Source organism: Pseudomonas sp. NPDC098740 (assembly GCF_044760065.1).
GTDB lineage: Bacteria > Pseudomonadota > Gammaproteobacteria > Pseudomonadales > Pseudomonadaceae > Aquipseudomonas > Aquipseudomonas rossensis.
This window is the reverse complement of the sequence record NZ_JBIWAM010000037.1, coordinates 17026-39466: the sequence shown is the minus strand read 5'-3', so window position 1 is coordinate 39466 and position 22441 is coordinate 17026. Positions and strand designations below refer to the sequence as shown.

Sequence of the window (22441 nt, the reverse complement as noted above, 5' to 3'; positions counted from 1 at the left end):
GCCCATCCGATCGGCGTAGACCCGGTTGGCCATCTTTTCCGAGTTGCGCAAGTAGGCCTTGGCGTCCTCGACCTCGGCGGGGTCGACCCGGCCGTTTCGATTGAGGTCAAAGCCATACTTGAACAGCTGCGCGACGCGCTCGGCGTCCTTGTAGTAGAGGCTTTCCGACAACTGGACCAGGTGGCCTGACTCATGCCCGGCTTGGGCGAGAAACGCGGCCTGACGCACCGGCGAACCGATGTCAAAGCGCGCCATGGCGCGATTGAGGGCCGGCACAAAAACGCCCGCGACGGGGCGGGCGTTGGGCAGGATGCACAGCAACTGCTGCTGAGTAATCGGCATAAAAAACTCCAGACATAAAAAAACCGCCCTCAGGCGGCGACGGAATGCGTTAAGGCGTGTTGACGCTCACGACCTTGAGCGGCGGTTTAGCCTCCTTCTTCTTACTTTGTGACTTGCCTTTCTTGCCGGCATTGCACTCGACCGCGGTCGACCAGCCGGACTGGGTAAACACCTGCTCCACCGAATCCGCCAAGTACTCGCCATCAAGGCCGACCTTGAAGCCCTGGGCGTTAATCGGGCGCTCGGCAAAGATGTCGGTCCGGCCGGGCATCTCGAAACGCACGTCAGCGGTCGAGCGATTGAACGCCGCCAAACGCGCCTTGGCGGCCGACTCGGCGGCGGTCTTGTTCGGGTAGATATGGCGATCGGTATGCACCGCCGGCAGGCCGTCCGGGGCGTCCTCGTTGTCCACGGTGACCACCGTCAACTTGCCGGTCTTCTTGTCTTGGTGCTTGGTCGCCACAGCCTTGTGCGAGTTGCGATCGCCAAGACTGAACTGCCAGCGACTGACGTCGCTCCGCGTCAGGGTGATCGCGCCGAACGCCTTGCCGCTGGCGGTCTGGCCCGCTTGACGGGGCATCACCAACAGTTTGCCGTCGGCCACCTTGGCCGTGCAGTCGTACTGTTTGGCCAGACGCGTGATGAAATTAAAATCCGACTCGTTGAGTTGATCCACCCGGGCGACTTTCGTGGTCACCGGACACACCGGCTGCCAGCCATTGCGCGCGGCGATATCGGCCACGATCGTCGACAGCGGCACGTCTTCCCAGCTCCCGCTGCGGATGGTCTTGCCACTGCCGCGCATGTCGCTGGCCTTGCCCTTGATCACGATCGTGTCCGGCGGCCCCGACACCTCGACCGTGTCCACCGCGTAACGCCCCATTCTCGCCAAGGACGTTTCGGCATAGCCCAGGTAGATCTCGATCGAACTGCCACGCCGAGGCAGCACCACCTGGCCGTCTCGGTCATCAATGCGCAACTCAAACTCGTCGGACTCCATCCCGGGCTTGTCAGAGGTGCGCAGCAACAACAACCGATCATTGATCTTGGCCGTCACATCGGCGCCATCGGCCACGATTCGAAACATGGGGGTCATGGTTTTTGTCCAAAAAAAAGCCCGCACACGGCGGGTCAAAAAAACAAAGGGCCGTTACGCGTAACGCAACGGGCCGCCGGCGGCGGTAGCGCCCGAGGTCAATCCCACAAGCTGACCCCCTCCCCGGTCGGACTGGGCAGATCCGGCAGATAGATCACCACACCGGTGCGGTAGGGCTGGGGCTCATCCGCCAACCCCTGATTGGCATCCAGCACCGCTTCGGTGCTGCCGTTCAGATGGCCATAAACGTTATGGCAAATGACATCGAGCATGTCCCCATCAGACGTTCTGCATGTCGTCGCCATAGCGCCCAAACTCCAGAGTGAACCCTTGTTTACGCGGAATCCCGCCGTGCAAAAACGCGCCCTGTTCCTCGGCGATGGTCTTCAGGCACCACGTCCCAATCACCTCGCCATAGCCCGTGGTCAGGGTCAGCGGCTGAAACCTGGCGCCAATGGTGCGTAACGTGTCGAGCTGCTTGATCCCACCCTTGAAGCCCGGGTAGATCGTGCCCTTGAGCGTGAGTTTTTCCTCCCCCATCCCAATGGCCTGCTGCGCCGGGCGGCGCGACAGGCGTTCCTGGGAGGCCCAACGGAATTCGGTCGAACGGCTCAGCTCGTCGAAGGCCGCCGTGTCCAGATTGAAGAAATACGGTTGAAGCTTCGGATCGCGCGGCTGAATGATCAGCAGGTGCGGGAACGGCTTCACCGCTTCCGGCGCCGGCGTCGCATCCACGGCAAAGGAACTGGTGGGCACGATGTTGGCCAACGACGGGCTGACCTTGCCGGCGATGTTGTTGATCGCCGTCGCCGCCTTGCCCGCCTGCTCCTTCAGCGTCCCCATCCGTTCCTGTACTTCGGCGGCCGCACGGGTCGCCCGGCCGTACACCGCCACCACCTGCCCTACCTTGGCCTGTGCCGCGTCGACGCCGCGCATCACCCGCTGAAGCTTGGCGCCGATCGCCGGCCCCACGAACGGGATGTTTTCCAGCTCGGACGCCGCGCCAGTGATTTCACTGATCGCGCCGTTGACCGGACCAAGCATGCCGTCCGCGCTGCGCCGCCCGGCCTCCCCGGCTTCGACCAAGTACTTGAGCCCCGCTTGCAACTGTTCCATATACGCCATGCGGCCTCCTTAAACGTGGGGTTCGTCGTACAGCTTGGTAGCGTTCTGTTTCGCCGCGTCCGCCATCATTCGTTGCATGTGCGGCATCAAGTCCTGAGCCAAGCGTTGCGGGTCTTTGACATCCCCTTGCACCGTGACCGGCATGCTCAGCGAATACTGAAACTGCTGATCCACTTTGGTCGGTGCCGGCTTCTCCGGCTCCTTGGGCTGAATGGCCACGGCCGCCTTGGTCGGCGCCTGTACGGCCATGGCGCGAGCAACGTCGCCCAGCGCCGGCCCTTGTGGGGTTGCCCCCGAGGCCATCAGCAACGCACCGGAGCCCTTCGCCCCATCGAACGATTGGCCCATGCTGGCCAAGCTGGGAATGGCCGGACCAGGGCGCGGCGCCATCAACAACGGCGTGGCCGGTGGGGCAGGTTTTTCCTCGTCGCCACCAAACACCGACTTGCCCACGGCGCCGCCCAACATCTGGCCGCCCTGACTGCCGAGGTAGGCACCAATCAAGCCGCCGATCGCGGTGCCGATAATCGGCACCACCGAACCAATGGCCGCACCGGCCGCAGCGCCGGCCATGGTGCCCGCCAGATTGCCGGCTGCCGCACCGTAACCCTCGGCCTGTTCGCCTTGGGTCTTGGCATTCTCATAGGTGTCGAACGCCATGGCGCCGGCGTCCAGCAGCGCGCCGCCGGGAATCATCTTGGCGGCTTTGCCGATCTTGCCGACCGCCTGCACCACCCCGCCCAGCCGGGCCATCGAACCGGCCGGAACCGGGACCGGTGGAATCGGCGGACGCGGCACTGGGACCGGTGGCCGTGGCCCCGGAATCGGCGAGCGCGAAGAACTGCCCGGCCGAGGCAACGGCCGACGGCGCGAAGCATTGCGCCTTGACCCGCGTCCACGCCGGCGCGTTTCCCCAGGGCCTTCAGCGCCGCCGCCCAGGGCTCCCGCGTTGACCACGAAAACCTTCTTGACGCCATCGTCAGCCGATCCAGACTTGCCGCCCTCGTCGCCGCCTGAGGCGACGTCCTTCGCCATCGAAACCACTTTGAGGCCGGACGCGATCACATCGAATTTACCGGGCTTTTTGTCGTCCTGGCCGTCCGCTTCATCGTCGGCGCCCTTGCCGCCACCCAGCGATCCGCGCGCCAGGTTGAGCAATCCTTTGCCCATTTTGAAGGAGCTATACAGACCGGACAGCCCAACCAGCGCGGCACTGACCAAACTGATTCCCGTCACCACCCCGGGCGAGCTGTCGGACAGCGACGTGATGCCCTTGGTGACCTTGGTCAGCGCCTCGGCCACCGTGTCCGTGACCGGGCGCAGGGCGTCCCCCACGCTGCGCATGGCGTCATCCATCGACTGAGCCATTTCGGCCCACTTCTGCGACGACGCCTCACGCCGCTCGCTGAGGTTTTTATCGAGGATGCCCGTTGCATCGCGCGAATCGTTTTTAAGCTGGCTGTACAGCGCTTTGTTCTGCATGAACGCCGACAGCGCGGCCTTGACCTGCATGTCAGCGAACAGGTCGCCAGTGCGCAGGGACTCTTCCAGAGAGGCCATCATGGCCTTGGCTTTCTCCGGGTCGGCTTGCTGGCTGATTTCGGATGTCGCTTTGGCCATCGCCGCCGCGCGCTTCGGATCGGTGGCTTGAATGTACTTCTGCGCCAACGCCATGCTGGTTTCCAGCGTGGACATACCGTTTTGCAAACCGGTTTGCATCGAACCCTTGTAGTCGATACCGGCCTTTTCATACGCCTTGACGGTGTCGCCGGAGCCGATTTTGCCCATCCAGTTTTTGAGGTTGTTGGCCGCCTCATCGGCGCCGCCGGCCGACTTCATCTGCACTTGCAGCATGGCGCCCAACTGCGTCACCGCATCCATGCCGGTGATGCCCAGGCTGCCCATGTTGGCCAACAGCTCAGGGAACCATTTCGCCATGTCGGCCGCTTCAAAGCTGCCCGCCTGCCCTTGATAGGCAATTGCTTCCAGCGCTTGCTGCATCTGCTTGGGGTCGGTGATCTTGGCGTTTTGCCCCAGGGCGTTGATCATCTTCGCCGTGTCGACACCGTTGGACCCCTGCCCCACGACAAACTTGGCCGCGACCGGCGCATATTCAAGGGCCTTGCTCAACTCCATACCGGCGCCAACCAACTGGTTGACCACGTCGGCCACGTCGTTGCGCGCCATACCGGTGTCACGCGAAGTGGCGATGATCTTTTGTGACATCTCCTTTTCTTGTGGCTTGTTGGCAATCCCGGCCTTGATCGCGATGTCACGCACAATGGCGCCGAAGTCCGCGCTGACTTTGGTCGGCACCGCCATAGCGCCCACACCGACGACAGCGGCGCCCACCGCTTTTTTCATGCCGGACTTGCCGGCGTCCAGCTGCTGCTGCCCCTTGGCCTTCAGCTCGGCCTTATTGGCCGCCTGACCCATGGCCCGATAGGACTTCTCCAGCCGCCCGACTTCGACGCCCTGCTTTTTCAAGCTGTCCAGATTGGAGTTCAACCGGCCCAGCAGCTTGGACGCCCCAGCGGAACCGCTGTCGTGGGCTTTTTTCCATTCATCGCGCAAGCGAATGGTGTCGCCGATCGCACGCTGCAGCACGCGTGCCTTGGCCCCTTCCGCCTCAAGGCGTTTGATCCGCCCCGTCACGTCCTTGAACGCGGTACCGACCGAAGAACTGACGGCACCACCGATCACCAGCCCGAGGGCGAGTTTGTTCGCCATGTCATGGCCCCCATTTGCACAGCCTTACCGAAGGCGGCTCAATCCGTGAGCCACCAAACCATCTCAGCAAACGGCATCGACTGAATCTCAGCGGCGGAAAATCCGGTTTCCGCCGCCAGACGTTTCGCGGCCATTTTTATGACGCCGGGATCAAACCCCGTTGTCTTGGTCCATACGAAAATAGCCGGCCTGTAGGCGGTTAAAATCCACCAGCTTCAGGCCCTCCAGATCCGCGACAGGCGCACCGGCCAACTCGGCAAACAACACCAGCTCGCGCTGCTCGTCATCGCCACCCGCCTCACGATTCGCCGAACGCACGTCGCGCACGGTCGGGGAACGCAAGGCCAACTTATCGACCGTGACGCCGTTGATTTCGCTCGGGCACGACAGCGTGACCAGCACGTTATCGGTGGTGACCGACAACCACGACGGCATCGACGTCGAGTAATCGGTATCAGGCGCCAGACGCGAATAGGCCGCCTGCACACGGCGATAGTCCACCAGCTTGAGGCCTTCCAGATCCTTGAGGCCGACCTCGGCCAAGCCCGCGAACAACATCAGCTCGCGCTGCTCGTCATCGCCATTAGAGGCACGGTCGGCCGCCCGCACTTCGCGCACGGCCGGAGCCCGCAAGGTCAACGTCTCGACCTTGACCCCGTTGGCATCGCTGGGACGCGAGAGGGTCACGACGGCGCTCGCAGCGGTGACCGCCAGCCAGACCGGCAGCTTCTTATCGTTTACTTGAGTCATCTGAATCTATTCCCTTACATGCCGAGCGCGGTGCGCACTTCGGCGAGCTGGTCTTTGCCGTCGATCACCTGAATACCGGCGACCATGTCGATTTCGTACATCAGGCGCCCGTCGATTTCGAGCTTGTAATACGTGACGGCAATGGCGTGTTTGATCTCGGCCGGATCACCGGCCTTCCAGTCGCCCAGGTCGACCTCTTTGAGCCGGCCGCGCAGGGTGGCGACCACCGCCGTCACTGCGCCCTTTTGCCCCTTGAAGGCACCCCGGAACGTCGCATTGAAGGCCGTGCCATCGGCCAGACCGAAGTACTTCAACGACTCACGGCGCACGCCCTTGGTGACAAAGGACGCCTCCATTTTTTCCAGACCCTGATCCATCTCAATGGCACCGGCCATGCCGCCACCGCGATACTCATCGGTCTTGGTGGTCAGCTTGGGCAGGGTCAGGTTCGGCACGTCGCCGGAAAAACTCACGCCGTCAACAAACAGGTTCGTGTTAAACAAAGTTTGAGGAATCATTGACTAGGCCCCTTAGGCTGCTTCAAGAACTTCGGACATCCATTGATCGGTGACTTCGAAAAGGAAATTCGGGTTTTCGGCCGGTGGCACGTCGGTGAAGCGAATGCGCCAATACACTTTGCCCTGGGCGATTTGGCTGGCGGTGTTCAACTCGGTGTCCGGGTACACCTCAAAGTTGATAATTGCGCCCTGGGCTTTCAGGTCGCGCATGAACGCTTCCAGGCCGTCGGTCACGTCCTTGACGTAGGTCTTGGTGATCGAGCGGTCAACGGCCCATTTGTGGCCGGCCTGCACGGCATCCATGAGGATGAACAACGTGCGCACGCGGGTGACGAACGCCCATTTCGGATCGCTCGACAGCGTGCGGTTGCCCCACAGGCGATAGCCGTCGTCGCGGATGATCGTCGCGATATTGGCGTTGTTCAGCAGGTTGGCCCGGCACGTCTCATCGCCGTCCAGGTACTCGACCGCGCGGGTCGTGCCGGTGATGCCGACAAACTCCTTGTTCGACGGCGACGCCCAGAAGCCGTACTCCGCATCGGTCCAGGCAAACAAGCCCGCCGCCCACGCCGAGCCCGGGGCATCGACCGTCTGGCTGACGCCGGTGTCCCAGTACTGCACGCCCGGATCAACCATGAACAGGTTGCGACTGCCGAAGTTATCGGCGTAAGCCATGGCGGCCTCATCCGTGGTACCCGGCCCGTCGAGAATGCCGATGGCACGCAGCTTCTGCGCCAAGCCATCGAGCGCCGTGGCCACCGCCTGCGTGGCCGTGTGCCCCGGCGCGATCAACAGCCGCGGCTGAGCGTTGAACAGGCTTTTACCATCGAGCAAGGCCTGTAGGCCGGTGCGCTGACCGGAAGCCAGAACCCCGCCAATGATCGCCGAGGTTTGCAGCGCCGCGTCTTCCAGCTTCGGCACACCGATGGCGACGATCACCGCCTTGGCCTTGGTGTAGATCGCCTGACAGGCCTTGGTGATCGCCGAATCGGCGCCGAAGGCGGCAATGGCTTCGCGCTCGGTGGTGATCAACTTCAGTTCGCCGGCCAGTGCCGTACCGCCGCCGAGGATACCCGGGGTGAAGGTGTCGCACAGGCCGATAATGGAAGACGACGGCAAGGAAATGGTGCGCGCCCCGGTCTTGATATCGGTGGTCGTAACGCCGTGAAAGAAACTCATAAAGCTCAATCTCCAGAAACGGAAAAGCCCCGCATAAGCGAGGCTGTGAGGGATGTTCGTGTTACGCGTAACGGAATAGAAAACGCCCCGTCAGTGCGGGGCGTTTATTGGAGTTGACCAGCCAGCCAGAGAGGCGTCGGCGGGCGGTGTTCAATCAACGGGAACTCTCCCGCTTCTGGCCAGTTGCGCAGCGCTCGGCGGTAGGCCTGAAGCTCGGTGTACTGCGTGGGAGTCAAGGTGGTTTCTAGGCCCTCTTCCACCTCGTCGCGATGGCGCGTCACCACACCATCCGTTTCAGATAGGCGCTGATCCCGCCAAACCCGCTCGACAGCCGCCAACTCGTCATCACTTGGCGGCGGCGGATCAATCGCCAGCGGATACCCGTCAGGATCAGGAACAATTAACTTCCCGTTGCTTTGGGCGGCCACTAACTCGGCGTGTTGTTCCTCTGTGATTTCTTTTGCGCCCGGCGGAATGGTGCAATCAGGGCTGCCGATTTCCCCATGGACGGCCGAGTCAAGAAAACCACCCCGAGTCTCATCAACACGATAGTAATACTTGCTCATTGTTAATACCCGATCGCAATGTAATCAAAATAATATGCCGCGTTAGTACCCCTCGAAATAGTGGCACCCAACCGATCCCTATTGTTATGCGTGTAGCCAGCCGGCTGGTTTTGCCACGACGTGAAGAGTAGAGCGATACAGGCCGCAGGGAATGCCACCGGAAATGTTAAAGGGATGGTGGTGGCGGTTGAAGCGTTCCCGATATTGCCTACTTTAATCGACAGCCCAGGGAGTTGCTGGCTACCGGCAGCCGCCCCAAGAACAGCGGCAAAGTCAGAGATATGTTTTAAAGATCCCGATCCTGCCAAAAAATAGTTCGAACCTTGTACGGTTAATTCAAGCGATGATCCGGGATTAACGACAATACTCGTGATGGGTACTGTGGCAATGACCGACATACTGCCGCCAGCTGGCGGCACCACGGTTAATGGGGCGCTGCCGACGTTTCTGACATGAATTGTTGAGCCAGTCAGCACGCTACCACCAACGGGCGGCAGGGTTAGCGTTATCGCCACCCCGGCGTTTGCCAGAACAATCTTGCCAAAATCCTCTACTACCATGCTGGTAGAAACGTTGTAGATCCTCATGCTGCCTATGTTGCCCAGCGCCCGCTGCACAAACTCCGTTGTCGCCAGCTTCTGGCTGACATCAAATTGCGGCGGCGTCATCCAGTTTGGGCCAGACATAACGGCGGCATATTTGAGCGCAATAGAGCCGCCACGCAAACGCCACTCGCCCGTTACCTTGATGAAATAAGCGTTATCCCCTGCCCCCAGGACGACCGGCACAACGACGCCGCTTTGCGCCGTCAGCACATCAGTGCCGGAAGGTAAAATAGTTACCGCGCCACCACCACCAGCATTAACTACCTCAACTGTTGCCCCACTCGGCACGCCGGCCGTGGGTGGCAATGTCACGTTAATCGGCGTTGCAGAGGCCGCGCTAACCACGCCGCCGACACTTGAGTTAGCTAGAACCGTGCTGACCCCAACCGAGTTCAGGTTTGAATATTCAACCCCCACCCGTTTGAGAAACGCAGAGTTCACTAACTTGAGCGAGTTGTCGAACTGGGCCTGCGTTGGCGCCGTTGGAGTCCCCAGCAAGGCCGGCGAGTTGATCGGCGCATAGCCCTGAGTGACGTCCTGAAAAGTCAGGGCCGTGGTGCCCAGGACAATCACCCCATCCGTGACCAGTTGCCAACGGGTGTCGGCCAACGTCGTGCCTTGCTCAACCGATACCAGCAGCGCCGAAGTCACCTCGGCATTGGTATCGGCATCCGGCGCACGAACCCAGGCAGGGGCACCGGCAATGTAAATGCCGTTGTCCTTGGCCACGGTCTGGTTTTTCACCAGCACCCGATCGCCAGCCAACAACGTGACACCGTCGAGAACCTGAAGGCCCGCCAGGGCGATGTTGGCCGTGGTGGCCACCCGCACCGACTGCTTGCTGTCGAGCTTGTACAGCTCTTCCAGAATTTTGTTATCGACGTATTCGCGGGTCGCCAGCACCACCGACGGATCAATCTTGAGCGTGATGTTGCCGGTGCTGGCGACAATGAAATTCATCCGCACCACTTGCGTGCGGCCGGACCCCTGCGACAGCATCGGCTTGAAGCTCGGCGCGCAGTTGGCCACCGCCACCAGATCGCCGTCCGCGTCATACAGCCCGATTTCGCGAATCCAGTGCCCGCCCTCGTCGGCCGGAATAATCTGCTCGGCGATGATCACCGCCGTGTTGGCCGGGTCAACGCGAAGCTGATTCAGCGGACGGCGGCGCCACTCATTGATCAGTTGGGTTTGCAACTCGCTGGGGATCGGGTCCGTTTCATTAGCATCACCCACGCCCATTTCGGTGATCTTCCAGGGAATACCGAGCGCGTCGGCGTTCGCCTGCTTGGCTCTCCCCACTTTCGTGAGGATCGCGAAAAACTGCGAATTCGCATCAATCATAATAAACGTCCAGGGTGTCTATGGAGTGTTCGCGGCCCACCACGCCGATGGTCCCGGTGACCTCGATGTCACGCATGACCGGCGGATAAACGTCGATTTCGTCGCCTTCGTACAGGGCAACACTGATGTTCAAAACGCCTTGAGTTTCGAGGCTGATCGCCAGCCCCGTCAGGTGTCGGGTGACCGGCTTGGCATCGTCGATCAGGCGTTCCAGCTCCTGATACATTTCCTCGGTGATCCCGGTGTCGAGCACGCCGACCTTCAGCGCGAAGGTGCCCGGCACGCCCGGCGGCACGGTGTTGAACCACTCGATAATTTCGATCAGGTAGCCCAGGGGCTCGACCACGCGGCGCAGCGCGCCGATGGTCCCTTTGTGGGCATGGATGTAGTAAGAGGCCTTAATGGCGGCGCGCTTGGTCGCCTCGGTCCATCGGTAGTCCCAGCGATCCACCGACCACGCCCACGCCAGATGCGGCAGCAGATGCACCGGACAGGTATCGGCGTTGTAGAGGTCGCGCAGCGGGACAATCGTTTTCTCGAAAAACGTGGCCTCCATGGCCCGTTCCAGTTGCGTGCTGTTGATCGGCAGTAGGCTTTTCATATCAGCCCGCCAGCGTCACGGTGCAGACCGTACAGAACGCCGCCTGAGCCTTGGTCGGGGCCAAGTCCTGCCAGCCGACCAGCTCCACCCGAGAAACGCCGGCAACGTGCAACTGAGCGTCCACCCCGGAGCGCGCGACCTCGATGCCCAGCCGCTTGCGTGGATTGATCCAGGCCGCCAATCGGCTTTTGGCCTCGGCCAAACTGGCATCCGCTTCGGGGCCGGCACTGACCATGTGCAGAATCGCGTTAATTTGGTAGGGGATCACCTGGGCGCTCTGCACCGTCACCCGATCCCCCACCGGCCGCACGTCGTCGTCATTCAACGCGGCGGCCACCGTGGCCAGCAGCTCCGGCGGCGCCACGCCCTGCCCGTCCAAACCCAGCACCGTTACCGTAACGCAACACGGTGCCGGGCTTTCGGCCGTGGCATCCGCCACCAGCCCCGAGGCGTTACGGGCGTGCAGGATGTAGCTGTTACGCGGGCCGGCCGTGGTCAACCCCTCATAGGCCAACTGGATACGCTCACGAAACGGGTCGTCGTCCTCCTTGACCTCCGGCACCGGTGGCACCGCCAGCAGATCCTCGGCTTGAATGATCAGGCGCTTCAGATTGACGTTGGCCCCCAGGTGATCGAGGTCGCCCTTTATGGCATGTGCCAGCAATACCGCTTTGCAGGCGTCATTGACCCGGGCGCGGTTGCCGACCTTGATGTACGCACCACCCTCCAGCACCATAACCACCGGATCGCTTTCCAGCGCGGCGGTCCAGTTGCCGCCCATGTACCCGCGAAAAACCCCCAGCGCCTCCTGATAAACCTCTTCGAAGTCCAGAGGCTCCAGCACAGTCGGCGCCGGCAGCGACGACAGATCCACGATACTCATACGGCTACCTCCAACGTGACGCCGTCGCCCAGGTACACGCCGACAATCTTCAGGTTGATTTGCCCGCCAATAACGGAAATGACGCGCACCTGATCCAGTTTCAAACGCGGCTCCCAACGCCCCAGGGCGCGGGCGACTTCAGCCTGTACGGCGCTTTTCCAGCCTTCATTAACGGGCAAGTCAACAAACCGCCGGAGCTTGCTGCCGTACTCCGGCCGATGCCGGCGGCTGCCCAACGGCGTGCCTAAAATGGCTGGAACGGATTGCCGCAAGTGCTTGATGCCGGAAATGGGTTGGCCGGTGTGGCGGTCCATTCCGATCATCTAAATCACTCCTTCGCGGGCTCAAATTCGGTGTTGGCTTTCAGGAACTTGACGGCCTCGGTATCGGACACCAGAACCTCTACAAGCCCTTTGCTCACCGGTAGGGTGCGGTCGGTTTCTGGGATGATCAGAGTGCGCGACGTATAGACCTTGTCGCGAAACTTCAGCCGCTCCGGGGTCAGCTCAGGGGCCGCCTGTTCCTCGCCGGCAAGCGTTGTGGTGGTCTTGGCCATGTCTCTTTTCTCCAGGCATGAAAAAGCCCGCACTCGGCGGGCTGTCGTGGGTTGAAATTAATGCGTGTGGTGGTTGCTGTTGCCAGCGGCGTCGATGATCTTGCCAGCGCCGTTAATGTCTTTGGTCACGTTTAACGGGCCGTCAATGTTCACCACGCCTTTCAAGTTGATTGCAGCGGCCACCCCCGCGATCGCGTTATCCGTAACGGACAACGTCGAACCGCCGACCTTTACCAACACTTCGCCAGTCGGCAAGGTGATGGTGTACTTGTTGGCCGCCCAGTCGTAGACCAGCGAGCCGCCATCATCAAACCGCCAAATTTCCACATGGTCGCGGTTATCCGGTGGTGCGCCAGCGTTGCCATACAAGCCCGGAATAAACGTGCCTTGTGACACGTCTCCGCTAGCACTGATCAATGTCCCCTGCTCGCCCATGGTAGGCGCCCGCCAGTGCCTGGCCTTGCCGGCGGCGATGCTGTGCCAGCGCACCCAGGCGCTGGTCCACTCACCATCCGAGACGCGACACGCCGGCGGGGAGGCGGTCAGGTCCAGGCCGACCACATAACAATCCTTGACCACTCCCGCCAGCATGCGGTCATGCTGGGCACTTGCGTAGCCGCTCACATGGCCTCCGATGGGACAAAGTCCTCTTTGACGTCGTCGTTAAAGCCAAACAACAGCGAGCCCGGCGGCTCATCCGGCCAAGGCCATTCGGACTCCCCCAGCTCAAAGTGCTGAATCCACTGAACCGACCACATGACGAACTGCTCCAGCTCCTTGGTCGGGGCTTCCGGCTGCGCGTGAATATCCAAAGGCGGGCCCAGGATAAAATCCAAATCCCACCACTGTTCCTTCAACGCCACCGTCATTTGCGCCGCCAGAATGGCCGCCTGCAATGACGCCTTGGGGCGATCGGCATCGATCAGAATGCAAGACTGAAACCGCCCAACCAGCCCGGTTTTGCCCTCGCCCCGATCCTCGCCCAACGTCATATCGGTCAGGCCGTACAACAGCGCCGGCGTCCTGACTTTTGAACCCAACTCAGGAAACGCCTCGACGTGCAGCACCTTGGGCAACGCCGCCTTGAGCGTGCTGCTGATCGCGTCATGTAATGTCGTCAGTTCGCTCATCGTTCGCACTCAGCACCAAGTCAACCATGCCGGCGCCGTCTGGCCTCAACCGGCTGACTTTATAGAGACCACCGCCCAACTCGGGCGGCAGTTCAATGGTCAGAAAATCGCCCTTTTTGACACCGATCACGTCGACCACCCGCACGCTAAAGGTCGGCTCCAACACCTCATCGGCATTGATCGTCGAGCCCAAGCGCTTACCCGAACTTTCGCCGCCACCGATTTCGGCGCCGACAAAAGGGGAGGCAAAGGCGCCCATGACGGGCCGACCATCAGCGAGGGTCGCCGAGTCACCCAGGCGGCTCACCAGCAAGGCGTCCATCCGGGCGGCCATAGCCCGAAAACGAGCGGCCGCCATTACTGGATCAACAGGAATTCAGCGAAGCCGTTCACCGTGTCGCTGGTCAGCTTGCCGCAGTACACCGCGTCAGCCGTCGCGGCGGCCACCAAGCCACCGGCCAGCACCCCGACTTTCTGCCCCTGCTTGAGGCCAGCCGCCGCCGGCACGCTCCAAGTACCGCCGGTGTGGCCGACCAGTACCGTGCCTTTAGGGCCGCTGCTAGTCGGGACCAGAACCAGATCCACAACCGCTACCGGCACCCCCGCCACCGCCCCACCCGTCGGCGCCACAAACGTCACGGTGGCGCCATTACCCGAATAATTTTTCATGCTGATTTACCCTTGCTACAGAAACGAAAAGCCCCGCACATGGCGGGGCACTGGGAACACTGCCGGAGTTACGCGCCGACAGCGCTGGTCAGACCGCGATAATCCAACGCGGCGACGCCCGCATCGATACGCACCTTGGTCGATACGCCGTCGGAGGTGAAACCCTCGGTCTGGTCGACAAAAGGCGTGTCCACGCCGTTCAGGTAGGCCACCTCAATGGTGTCCGTGCCCTGCTTGCCCGCCAGATACCAGTTAGTCGACGAGGCATCATCCAGACGCGCTTCACCGATCACCTGGGCAAAGTTCTGAATCGGGTTGACGACCCCGGCGTTCACGTTGGCCGTCGGCACCGAAGCCGAACGGATGAGCTGATTGGCCTTGTCTTCCAGGGCAATCGGCGTCAGCACAAAGCCGGGGCGGATGTTGAGGTTGCGCGACTTGCCGTCGACGTTGCCTTTTTGCAGCGCCATGCCCTGCTTGGCCGCCGACAGCGATTCGATGGACAGCGCCGAACCCGCCCCCGCGAACAGGTTTTTACGGTCGGCGTGAAACAGCGACTTGCCGTCGCGCATCTTCGTCGAGCCGGTCAGGACCGCATACACCAGATCACCGATGGTGGCCTTGGCCGCCATGCCCATTTTCATCGGCACATCCTTCAACACCGACATGTCGTCGTTGATGATCGCCTGACGGGTGATGCTGAAAATCTCACCGTAGGTCGCGAGCTGGATGCTTTCCGCGCGATCACTGACGGAAATGTGTTTGTACTCAGCACCTGGGCGCACTTCGCGCAAGGACGGGAACTCACCCAGACCAATACGGGCGCCTGGCTTGAAGTCGCTCAACTCGCCTTTCTTGGTCCACAGGTGGAACGTCTCATCGGCATTTTCCCAGCCCTGTAGCAACGACTTGTGGGCGATATCCATCAGGATATTGCCGAAGTCACTGGAGTCGTGCGTGAAGGCCAGACCGACCATTTGCAGCGGGTTATAGGCCGAAATGCCGACGCCACGGTCTGCCAGCGATGCACGGGCCAGTTCGCGCAAGGTCATGTAGTTGTAGCCGTTGCTGGCCTCGAGAGCGCCATGCCCGGCACGGGCAACCAGCGACGCACGCACCGAGTCACCCACCAGATTGCCGTTGCCCGCGTGGATATGCGCGCTCGTCAACACGCTACCGGTCGGCGTGGTGGCCGCGCCCAGGGCAGCAATCAGCTTGGCGTTGGCCGACTCGACGGTGCAGCCCATATCATTCAGACAGGCATTCATCAGCAGACCATGCGCGGCAAAGCCCGCGAATGATGCACTGATCGCATTACGCCGCGAAGCCTCAGCCGCCAGCACGCGGCCCGAGATCTCCGCTTCGCTGACCACTGCCGGAGCAGCAGCAGGCGCGGCAACGGGCGGAACGACCACGGCCGCTACAGGCGGAACAACCACCGCCGCCGGAGGGGTAACAGAGCCACGAGGGTCGAAAAATGCTTTAACCGATTCCGGCATGTTGGCGTAATCCTTCATACGATGAGATTTGAGTGCCGCAAAGGCTTGCAGCGGTTCCGTGACTGAGTCCGCGAACCCCAGCGCTAGCGCTTCGGCTCCGTTCATCCACGTTTCAGCTTCCAGAAGTGCATGCACCTCTTCCGCCGTTTTTCCGGTTTTGGTCACGTAGGCATGCACCATCGAAACCTCCACCTTGTCCAGCAAAGTGGCGTAACGCAGCATGGCGTCCGCGTCCCCACCCTGGATGCCCCAGGGCTTGTGGATCATGATCATGGCGTTGGCCGGGATGTTGATCGTGTTGCTGGCCATCAGCACCACACTGCCCATGGAAGCGGCCAGCCCCATCACGGAACCCTCAATGCGGGCCGGGTGATTGCGCAGCATGTTGTAAATCGCAATGCCGTCGAACACGTCACCGCCCGGTGAATTCACCCGCAAATCAATGTGTGACACGTCACCCAGCGCTTTGAGGTCCAGCGCGAACTGCTTCGCGCTGATGCCAAAGGCACCGATATCGCCGAAGACTTCAACGATGGCCGATCCGCGCTTGGCGGCCGCTTGGATTGAATACCAACTTTCCGCCGGGCTACTCGTCCCCGCCATCGACGCCACCGGTCTCATCAGCGGCGGGCTTTTTTTCCTTGGTTTTGGCTTGCTCATTGGCCTGCGTTTTCCCATATATTTCGTGGTAGAAATCGGAGCTGAACACCAGCCCATCGTCCCGGTTGGTCTGGATCTCGGCGGCCCGGGTGCGCTTGAGTTCTTGCGGGTTACGGCCGCGCGCGCGGCACACTTCGGCCTCGTCGGCAAAGCCCGCCTTGACCAGCACGTCCCACGCGTTGGCTTCATGCACCGGGTTAATCCAGGGCATCACCGGCCCCTGATAAATCGCCCCGTAAATCGAACGCGGGTCGACATCCGCCGGAACCGTGAGCGCGCCGCTGACGATCGCCATTTGCAGCCAGCTGCGATAAACCCGCCGACACCACGAATCAATAAAGTCATGCTGCAACTGGTCGTAACCCAGCTGAGCCTCGACCAGCTCCTGACGTTGCGACGAGTACGTGCCGTCATAGCTGCGCGACAGGCTCGAATAGCCCACCCGAGTGCCCGCCGCAATCGCCTTCAACTGGCCGTTACGGAACCCTTCAAGAAACGGGTTAGGCCGGTTGCTTTCGATCATTCCAATGTCTTCACCCGGCGTCAGGGTGTCGATCACCATCCCGGGACCAATCGGAAAGGTGCGCGCCGACGGCAGCTGGCCGTTGGCATCCGGCTTCGGCTCTACATAGTCATCCGGCACGCCCTTTTTGATGTACATCGCCAGGGCGGCACTGATCCGCGCCGCGACCCGTTCGCTCTCTTCGTAATCCTTGATGTCCGCAAGCCGAATAATTACCGCGTGCAGCAACGGTTGCCCCCGGTTCTGACCAATACGCTTGCGGTAGGCAATGTGGATCACTTGTTCGGCCGGAACGCGCTTGGTGTCCAGCGTCAGCCCGTGGCCCAGCGTTCCCCCGGGGTGACCCTTGAGCAGGTGAAACGCTTTCACCCGACGCCAGCTGCTGCGCTCGATGCCCTGGACGATCCCCTGCGACAGGTCGTTTTTTTCCCAGGGCAAATAATCTGGCTCCAGCAGCTCCAGCGCATAGGGCACCGCATGCAGGTGCTCATAGTTCGGCACACGACCGCGTAATTCCTGCGCTAACGCCTCGCCGTCGCGTAGCCAGGTCCGGCAAATTTGCCGTTCCATTTGCGGCCGCGACAGCTCGCCCGACGCCTCAGGACTTAACGACCATTCCCCCCACAGACTTTTAATCGCGGCGGCAAAGTCCAGATGCACGGCGCCGCTGTAGTCCAGCGGAATCGGCTCGACGGCGATACCCGAGCCACCCACAACACGCTCTTCCAGTCGATCAAATAAACCGGTGACTAGGTCGTGGTCCTCGTCCAGCTTGCGACTCTGATCGCGTAACGACTTCCCGGCATGCTGCAACGCCACATCGGCGCTACGGGTCTGCTTTTTGGCCTTGTGCGTGCGGGTAATCTGCGCGCCTTCGAACGCCTGAATCACGTTGCGCGCCCTGAGGCGCTCCGCCACCAGCCCGGGAAACACCGGGGCCAGGATTTTGTCCAGCCGATTCATGAGAAGTTAGCCAGAGAAAACCCCGACTCCCCGTGCGCCGCGCGCCTCTCAGCGGCCAAACGGCGCTCCCACTTTTCTCGGTTCGCAGTGATATCCCGCAATTCAGCCATGACTGTCTTGCGATCTTTGAACCCCATTTCCTTAGCCACCAATACGGCCTTCTCGGCCTCGATGTAGAGGTCGACCATTTCTTGTGCGCTTACAGCCACGGGCTAGCTCCTGTCTCAAACCACCCCCCTGACTCACTGGGCGGCGCGGGTGATGGTTGAGGCACGACAACAGGCACCGGCACCGCTTCCGGCACCGGCACCGGCTCGGGTGCCTGATTTTCTGGATCGTGATCCACCGGCACATGCCAGGTGCCCGAGGGCAGCTGCTGCGCGAGCAAATCGAGGTTCATGCCAAAACGCTGCTGCGTTATGCGTAACGCGGCCAGCGCGTACACAAAACAATCGAGCGCTTCGTTACGGCGGCCGCCTGCGTCCCAGCGCTGCACACGCCGATGCTTGACGATCACCCACTTGCGCCGCTCGGCGGTCAACTGGCGCAACTCATCCTCACCACACAACAGCTCATTCGCGGGCAAGTGGACGCAGCCCGGCACAGGCGCGCCAGAAAGGTCGGGTTGAAGCGTGAGCCGGTTGTAAATCAGCTCTTTGGCGTTGTCGGTGCCGACCTCTACGAGGTACACCCGACCGCCTTTGACCTTGGTTTTCTTACGTGGCCAGGTCGCAATCGGCTTGCCGTAGGTCGACGCACCAAACACCGGAATAATCCAGTTCACGCCGTGTTTGATGCTCTCTTCGCGCACCTCGTCCGAGTAGTGCCCGCCTTGGTCCCAACAGGCACGCTCCAGCGTCAGCACCGAACCATCCGCACGGACAAAGCGCTTTTTCAACTCCACGCCTACTTTCTTGCGCAGCTCGACGCTGGCCGGATCGCCCGTGAGAATGAATTTGTGAATCAGCCAGGATTCTTCACCAGCACCAAAACCCCAGAAACGCCCCTCGTAACGGTCGTCCTGCGTGTCGATGCCGCCAAAGATCGCCACCACCCACGGCGGCACTTCGGCATACACCTCGCGGCGCGCCGCCAGCTGCTGCCACTCCAGCTGCTCGCCCTGATCCTCTTCCCAGGCCTCGCCCAACGTGGTGTTGATAAAGGTCTTGAGCTTGCCCCGGTCTTTCTTGACCTTGACCCATTCGCTGACCACTTCGGCCCAGGTCACGAACTCGGAATAAGCGGTCCAGATATGAAACGTCACCGAGCGGGGCGGCCTCATGGGCTGGTCGGCTTTGGTAAACCAGTCCATGCCGTCGCGCGTCCAGACCCCAGTCCGCTCGCAGATGTAACGCCCCGTCACCGAGGCCGTAATCATTTCGTGATATTCGAACGTGCAGCCGTTGCCGGACTCGCAGGCGTACCACGCTTTTTCGACCGCTTTAAATTCGTTCAACAGCCACTTGATGCCAAACGGCGTCTCCGGGTCGCCCCATTTCAAATGCTGCTCAGTGCCGCAGTGCGGGCACTTGATGTTGAAGCGCAACAGATGCGGGGAATCGTCCGCCGCCCGGGTAATCTGGCAGCCCTCTCCCGTGGTTTCTTCGCCTTCAACAACAGGAACTATCGTGGTCGGGGTCGAACCACGAATGGACTTTTTGAACGTGGCCCCTTCCAGGCGCTTGTCGCCCAGGATCGTCGGGGCCCCCTCGCCTTCAATGTCTGCATCGAACTTCGACAGCTCGTCGTAGATCACCTCGTCCGGGCTTTTCTCCCGGTAATTCTTGGCGGCCGTACCGCCCAGGCACCACAGCATTTTCGCGTTATCGAAACGCTTTTCATCGAGCGTGTTATCCCGATGCTTCGTGCCATACCAGGGCGCTAACGCCCTCAACACAGGGACGTCACGAATCATCCCCTCAATGTGCCGCTTCATCATGCCGTCGGCGTCGCCGTCGGTTGGGCACCACGCCAGGACGTTGCGCTTCTTGTGCTGGATCTTGTAACCCATGTTCACCATGAGCATCTTGGTGTAGCCGACCCGTGCTGATTTCAGCACGTTGACCTCGGCAATCAGGTCATTGCCCATCGCGTTGAGAATCGCGACCTGAAATGACGCCGTGGTCCACTTCCCTTCCTGATAGGACGACTCCGACGACATGTAGAAATGCTCGTCGGCCCACTCAACAGCGGTAAGCGGTGGCTCTTTGTAGAGACCGCCAAGCCCCTTACGGATGCTATCCGTCAGGGCCATCATCCAGCTTGGAAAGGAACTCATCTAAAAACCCCGGCAGACGGTCGGCCAGATCGACCGCTTGGTTACGCGTAACGGCCACCTCACGCTGTACCGCCTCCAAGTGCCGCACCTCAATGTCGGGGCACTTGCGCTTAACCTTCACATGGATGGTGTCGAGGGTTGAGCCGAGCGTTGCGCTCAACTTGCCCAGGGCGAACAGGCAAAAATCCACCGGGACCAGCTTCTTGGCCTTGACCTGATTTCGCATTGCCTGGGCGTCGGCCTGCTCAGTGGTCAGGCGCAATTTCTGTTGCGCCTGCTTGTACTCAATGAGCGGATCGAGCGGGTCACCGTTGTCATCCACGGGTTGGTCTTTCGCGCCCTGATGTTTCAGCCGGTTATCCAGCACGGAACGGACGTCGTAAAACACGTCGCGGCCGATCTTGGCGACCGGCTGGACGCCCCATTTGTCAAAGGCTTGAGTGGTAATTCCCAGGCTGGCCGCCATGCGCGACTTGTTCAGCCAGTGAGGCTCGCGAGCAATGGTCGGATTTGCCATGGACTAAACAACAACCTCGGTTCGAAAAAGGGTCATATGTAGCGAAGCAGCGGGGCCCGAATTACCCCCTATGGGGGTGGGGTCCGGGAGTACCTTTTGGTTTTCGCTGGGCCGCCCCGAAACGGGGCAAGTCCGCACGAAGGGCGACCCTGCTCGACATGCCAGACCTCCAAGGGTCAGGGTTTCGCGGTGGCCGTGGCCTGAGCGAACGCCGCCGCGAACTCGGCCGAGTAGTTGGCCTTCACGATGTTCTCGGCGATCTTAAAGAACGGGAAGATAGTGCGATAACTGGGCGCCGAGGCGCTGAAGACAAAGACCGGACGGATTGCATCACCCATGCCCATCGTCTTGCGCTCCCACACACCACGCGCACCATCCACCTCACCTGAGAAGAAGCGATGGGCATTGCCCTTGCGCTTGCTTCGGGCGCTGTCACTGGCATTGGCTTGGTAGCCGGTCCGTGTCTCTGCCGCACCTAAGCCCGAAAGTATCTTGGTCATGGTGCCGCGTGACACGTTGCCGTACTGATTCATAAAGGGCCCGGTCGGTATGGCGTACTCACTGCCGCGCATGATGCCGCGTGCGATCAACGCCTTCTCGAACCGCTTATGCGGCCTCTTCCCACCCCCTACCGCTTGCTGTAGGTAGGTGTCGGCCGGAATGCCTGACGCCCATGAATCCTTGAAATAGACCTCAGCGGGCTTGCCGTTCTTGACCGCGTACTTCACAAACAGGCTATTGAGCGTGGTCGGTGTCGGCCGGTCCAGGCGCTGCTTCATCACCGTGATGGTGCCCTTCTTGACCCGCTGAGCCAGCCGGGTCGCGGTCAGGGCCAACACGAAAGGCAGGTGCTTCTGTTCCAACTCTTGAAAGGCTGCCGTGATCGGCGCCGCGTCTAACGCTAGGTCGATCTTGAACATGCAGCCTCCTTGAATGCGTGCCGGTTACGTCTCCGGCGCCTGCGCTCACAGGCCGTTCTAGTAGGCTCGTTGGCCGCTTTCGGGGTCAGCAGCTCATGACGCGCTCCAGGCTCGATATTCTCTCGTCGTGCCAAGCGTTCCAGCTCTCGGGTGGAAAACCCGTCTCTGTACGGCCGAGAAGACCAGCGGCTTACTTCATGGCTTTTTGCTCTCGCTTGAGGATGACACAGGCCCAACTGACACCCACCAGGGCCAGATCCGAACGCTTGGCGATCGCCAGCACTTCGGCGCAAGCCTGCTCAATGGCGGCCTGCTCTTCAGGCTCCATTTCGCTAAGCAAGCCCTTCATCTGGTAGTAAATAGCGTCCTCGTTCACCGAATCACCCACCGAACCAAAACAGCTCATAGACCTTCAAACAGGCCAGAGCGGCCACCACACCCACCAGCGCCCAGCTAACCGGCACAAGACCGCGTGCAGTAGATTGAATATTGGTGACACAGGCCATGCCCGGCACCAGATCGCTCACTTCGGCCGCATCACCGAACGTCGCGAGCTTTGCCGACATCGGATCAAAGAAACTGCCCACCTCACGCCCAGCAACGGTAAACGTCACCTCCCGGCCTTCAGTCAACATGCGATCGGCCGTCACGCTATGGTGGAGACCGGCACGATCCACAATGACAAAAACGGTTTCATTCGGCTTCGTCTCACTCAACCCCGGCGCCGGAACAGGATCTGTCCGCTCAATAGTCACCGACACAGCCCTTGGAAACCGAGCAGCAACGTGCTGATGATCACCCCAGAAAGTGACCTCACTGCGATCCATCGTCATTGCTTCGGCGACCACTTTTTGTGGCTCACGGCCAGCCTCGGCTACAACCAAAAACGTAACAGCGTTATTGCTCATTTGAACCCCTCGTTATGCGTAACGGCCGGCGCCTGACAGGCTTCCGACTCTCGACAATCCACATGCCCCGTCAAGGCGT

The 22441-nt window shown here is 61.1% G+C and carries 25 protein-coding genes and 2 pseudogenes; all 27 read right to left on the bottom strand.

The features are described 5' to 3' along the window. Nucleotides 1–342, bottom strand: a pseudogene (locus ACIQU2_RS27640) (glycoside hydrolase family 19 protein); the annotation flags it as partial. A 49-nt stretch (nt 343–391) separates the two neighbouring features. Then, entirely contained in the window at nt 392–1438 is a 1047-nt protein-coding gene (locus ACIQU2_RS27635; RefSeq protein WP_403145548.1) for a phage late control D family protein, read from the bottom strand. Between the two features lie 98 nt (nt 1439–1536). Beyond that, nucleotides 1537–1743, bottom strand: a complete 207-nt coding sequence (locus tag ACIQU2_RS27630; protein ID WP_149417768.1) for a tail protein X — start codon at nt 1741–1743, stop codon at nt 1537–1539. Beyond that, entirely contained in the window at nt 1718–2563 is an 846-nt protein-coding gene (locus ACIQU2_RS27625) for a phage tail protein (protein ID WP_403145545.1), read from the bottom strand. Before ACIQU2_RS27625 ends, ACIQU2_RS27630 begins: the two co-directional genes overlap by 26 nt. Nucleotides 2564–2572: 9 nt before the next feature. After that, nucleotides 2573–5293 (bottom strand): phage tail tape measure protein, encoded by a 2721-nt coding sequence (locus ACIQU2_RS27620; RefSeq protein ID WP_403145543.1) that lies wholly within the window; start codon nt 5291–5293, stop codon nt 2573–2575. 150 nt (nt 5294–5443) lie between these two features. Next, nucleotides 5444–5728, bottom strand: a complete 285-nt coding sequence (locus tag ACIQU2_RS27615; protein WP_403145552.1) for a phage tail assembly protein — start codon at nt 5726–5728, stop codon at nt 5444–5446. 39 nt (nt 5729–5767) lie between these two features. Further along, nucleotides 5768–6043, bottom strand: a pseudogene (locus tag ACIQU2_RS27610) (phage tail assembly protein); the annotation flags it as partial. A gap of 14 nt (nt 6044–6057) precedes the next feature. Beyond that, nucleotides 6058–6561 (bottom strand): phage major tail tube protein, encoded by a 504-nt coding sequence (locus ACIQU2_RS27605; RefSeq protein WP_120265948.1) that lies wholly within the window; start codon nt 6559–6561, stop codon nt 6058–6060. Nucleotides 6562–6573: 12 nt separating this feature from the next. Then, entirely contained in the window at nt 6574–7740 is a 1167-nt protein-coding gene (locus ACIQU2_RS27600; RefSeq protein ID WP_403145540.1) for a phage tail sheath subtilisin-like domain-containing protein, read from the bottom strand. Between the two features lie 104 nt (nt 7741–7844). After that, complete coding sequence (locus ACIQU2_RS27595) at nt 7845–8306, bottom strand: phage tail assembly chaperone (protein WP_403145537.1); 462 nt, start codon at nt 8304–8306, stop codon at nt 7845–7847. Between the two features lie 2 nt (nt 8307–8308). Next, nucleotides 8309–10255: a phage tail protein gene (locus tag ACIQU2_RS27590; RefSeq protein WP_403145534.1), complete on the bottom strand. Its 1947-nt coding sequence runs from the start codon at nt 10253–10255 to the stop codon at nt 8309–8311. Further along, nucleotides 10248–10856 (bottom strand): phage tail protein I, encoded by a 609-nt coding sequence (locus ACIQU2_RS27585; RefSeq protein WP_403145531.1) that lies wholly within the window; start codon nt 10854–10856, stop codon nt 10248–10250. The genes ACIQU2_RS27590 and ACIQU2_RS27585 overlap by 8 nt, the downstream gene beginning before the upstream one ends. A gap of 1 nt (nt 10857) precedes the next feature. Then, nucleotides 10858–11739 (bottom strand): baseplate J/gp47 family protein, encoded by an 882-nt coding sequence (locus ACIQU2_RS27580; RefSeq protein WP_403145529.1) that lies wholly within the window; start codon nt 11737–11739, stop codon nt 10858–10860. Continuing rightward, nucleotides 11736–12062 carry a GPW/gp25 family protein gene (locus ACIQU2_RS27575; protein WP_403145527.1) on the bottom strand — a complete coding sequence of 109 codons (327 nt, stop codon included), beginning with the start codon at nt 12060–12062 and terminating at the stop codon, nt 11736–11738. The genes ACIQU2_RS27580 and ACIQU2_RS27575 overlap by 4 nt, the downstream gene beginning before the upstream one ends. A 5-nt stretch (nt 12063–12067) precedes the next feature. Next, nucleotides 12068–12295, bottom strand: coding sequence for a hypothetical protein (locus ACIQU2_RS27570; protein WP_403145524.1), 228 nt, complete (start codon nt 12293–12295; stop codon nt 12068–12070). Nucleotides 12296–12352: 57 nt separating this feature from the next. Then, nucleotides 12353–12886 (bottom strand): phage baseplate assembly protein V, encoded by a 534-nt coding sequence (locus ACIQU2_RS27565; protein WP_403145550.1) that lies wholly within the window; start codon nt 12884–12886, stop codon nt 12353–12355. A gap of 29 nt (nt 12887–12915) precedes the next feature. After that, nucleotides 12916–13425: a hypothetical protein gene (locus ACIQU2_RS27560; RefSeq protein WP_403145521.1), complete on the bottom strand. Its 510-nt coding sequence runs from the start codon at nt 13423–13425 to the stop codon at nt 12916–12918. Then, complete coding sequence (locus ACIQU2_RS27555; RefSeq protein ID WP_403145518.1) at nt 13400–13783, bottom strand: hypothetical protein; 384 nt, start codon at nt 13781–13783, stop codon at nt 13400–13402. The genes ACIQU2_RS27560 and ACIQU2_RS27555 overlap by 26 nt, the downstream gene beginning before the upstream one ends. After that, the gene (locus tag ACIQU2_RS27550) at nt 13783–14094 is read right to left on the bottom strand and encodes a capsid cement protein (protein WP_403145516.1); all 312 of its coding nucleotides are present in this window, start codon (nt 14092–14094) and stop codon (nt 13783–13785) included. The genes ACIQU2_RS27555 and ACIQU2_RS27550 overlap by 1 nt, the downstream gene beginning before the upstream one ends. A gap of 68 nt (nt 14095–14162) precedes the next feature. Continuing rightward, nucleotides 14163–16196, bottom strand: coding sequence for a ClpP-like prohead protease/major capsid protein fusion protein (locus tag ACIQU2_RS27545; RefSeq protein WP_403145513.1), 2034 nt, complete (start codon nt 16194–16196; stop codon nt 14163–14165). Beyond that, a complete protein-coding gene (locus ACIQU2_RS27540; RefSeq protein ID WP_403145510.1) occupies nt 16180–17739 on the bottom strand; it encodes a phage portal protein in 1560 nt (519 codons plus the stop codon). The genes ACIQU2_RS27545 and ACIQU2_RS27540 overlap by 17 nt, the downstream gene beginning before the upstream one ends. Next, nucleotides 17736–17948: a primosomal replication protein PriB/PriC domain protein gene (locus ACIQU2_RS27535; RefSeq protein ID WP_403145508.1), complete on the bottom strand. Its 213-nt coding sequence runs from the start codon at nt 17946–17948 to the stop codon at nt 17736–17738. Before ACIQU2_RS27535 ends, ACIQU2_RS27540 begins: the two co-directional genes overlap by 4 nt. Beyond that, nucleotides 17939–20017 carry a phage terminase large subunit family protein gene (locus ACIQU2_RS27530; RefSeq protein WP_403145505.1) on the bottom strand — a complete coding sequence of 693 codons (2079 nt, stop codon included), beginning with the start codon at nt 20015–20017 and terminating at the stop codon, nt 17939–17941. The genes ACIQU2_RS27535 and ACIQU2_RS27530 overlap by 10 nt, the downstream gene beginning before the upstream one ends. Next, nucleotides 19977–20534, bottom strand: a complete 558-nt coding sequence (locus ACIQU2_RS27525; protein ID WP_403145503.1) for a terminase small subunit — start codon at nt 20532–20534, stop codon at nt 19977–19979. The genes ACIQU2_RS27530 and ACIQU2_RS27525 overlap by 41 nt, the downstream gene beginning before the upstream one ends. Nucleotides 20535–20710: 176 nt before the next feature. Continuing rightward, nucleotides 20711–21454 (bottom strand): hypothetical protein, encoded by a 744-nt coding sequence (locus ACIQU2_RS27520; protein WP_403145500.1) that lies wholly within the window; start codon nt 21452–21454, stop codon nt 20711–20713. A gap of 190 nt (nt 21455–21644) precedes the next feature. After that, nucleotides 21645–21830, bottom strand: coding sequence for a hypothetical protein (locus ACIQU2_RS27515; RefSeq protein WP_403145497.1), 186 nt, complete (start codon nt 21828–21830; stop codon nt 21645–21647). Nucleotides 21831–21834: 4 nt separating this feature from the next. Beyond that, entirely contained in the window at nt 21835–22362 is a 528-nt protein-coding gene (locus ACIQU2_RS27510) for a hypothetical protein (protein ID WP_403145494.1), read from the bottom strand. Between the last annotated feature and the right edge of the window lie 79 nt (nt 22363–22441).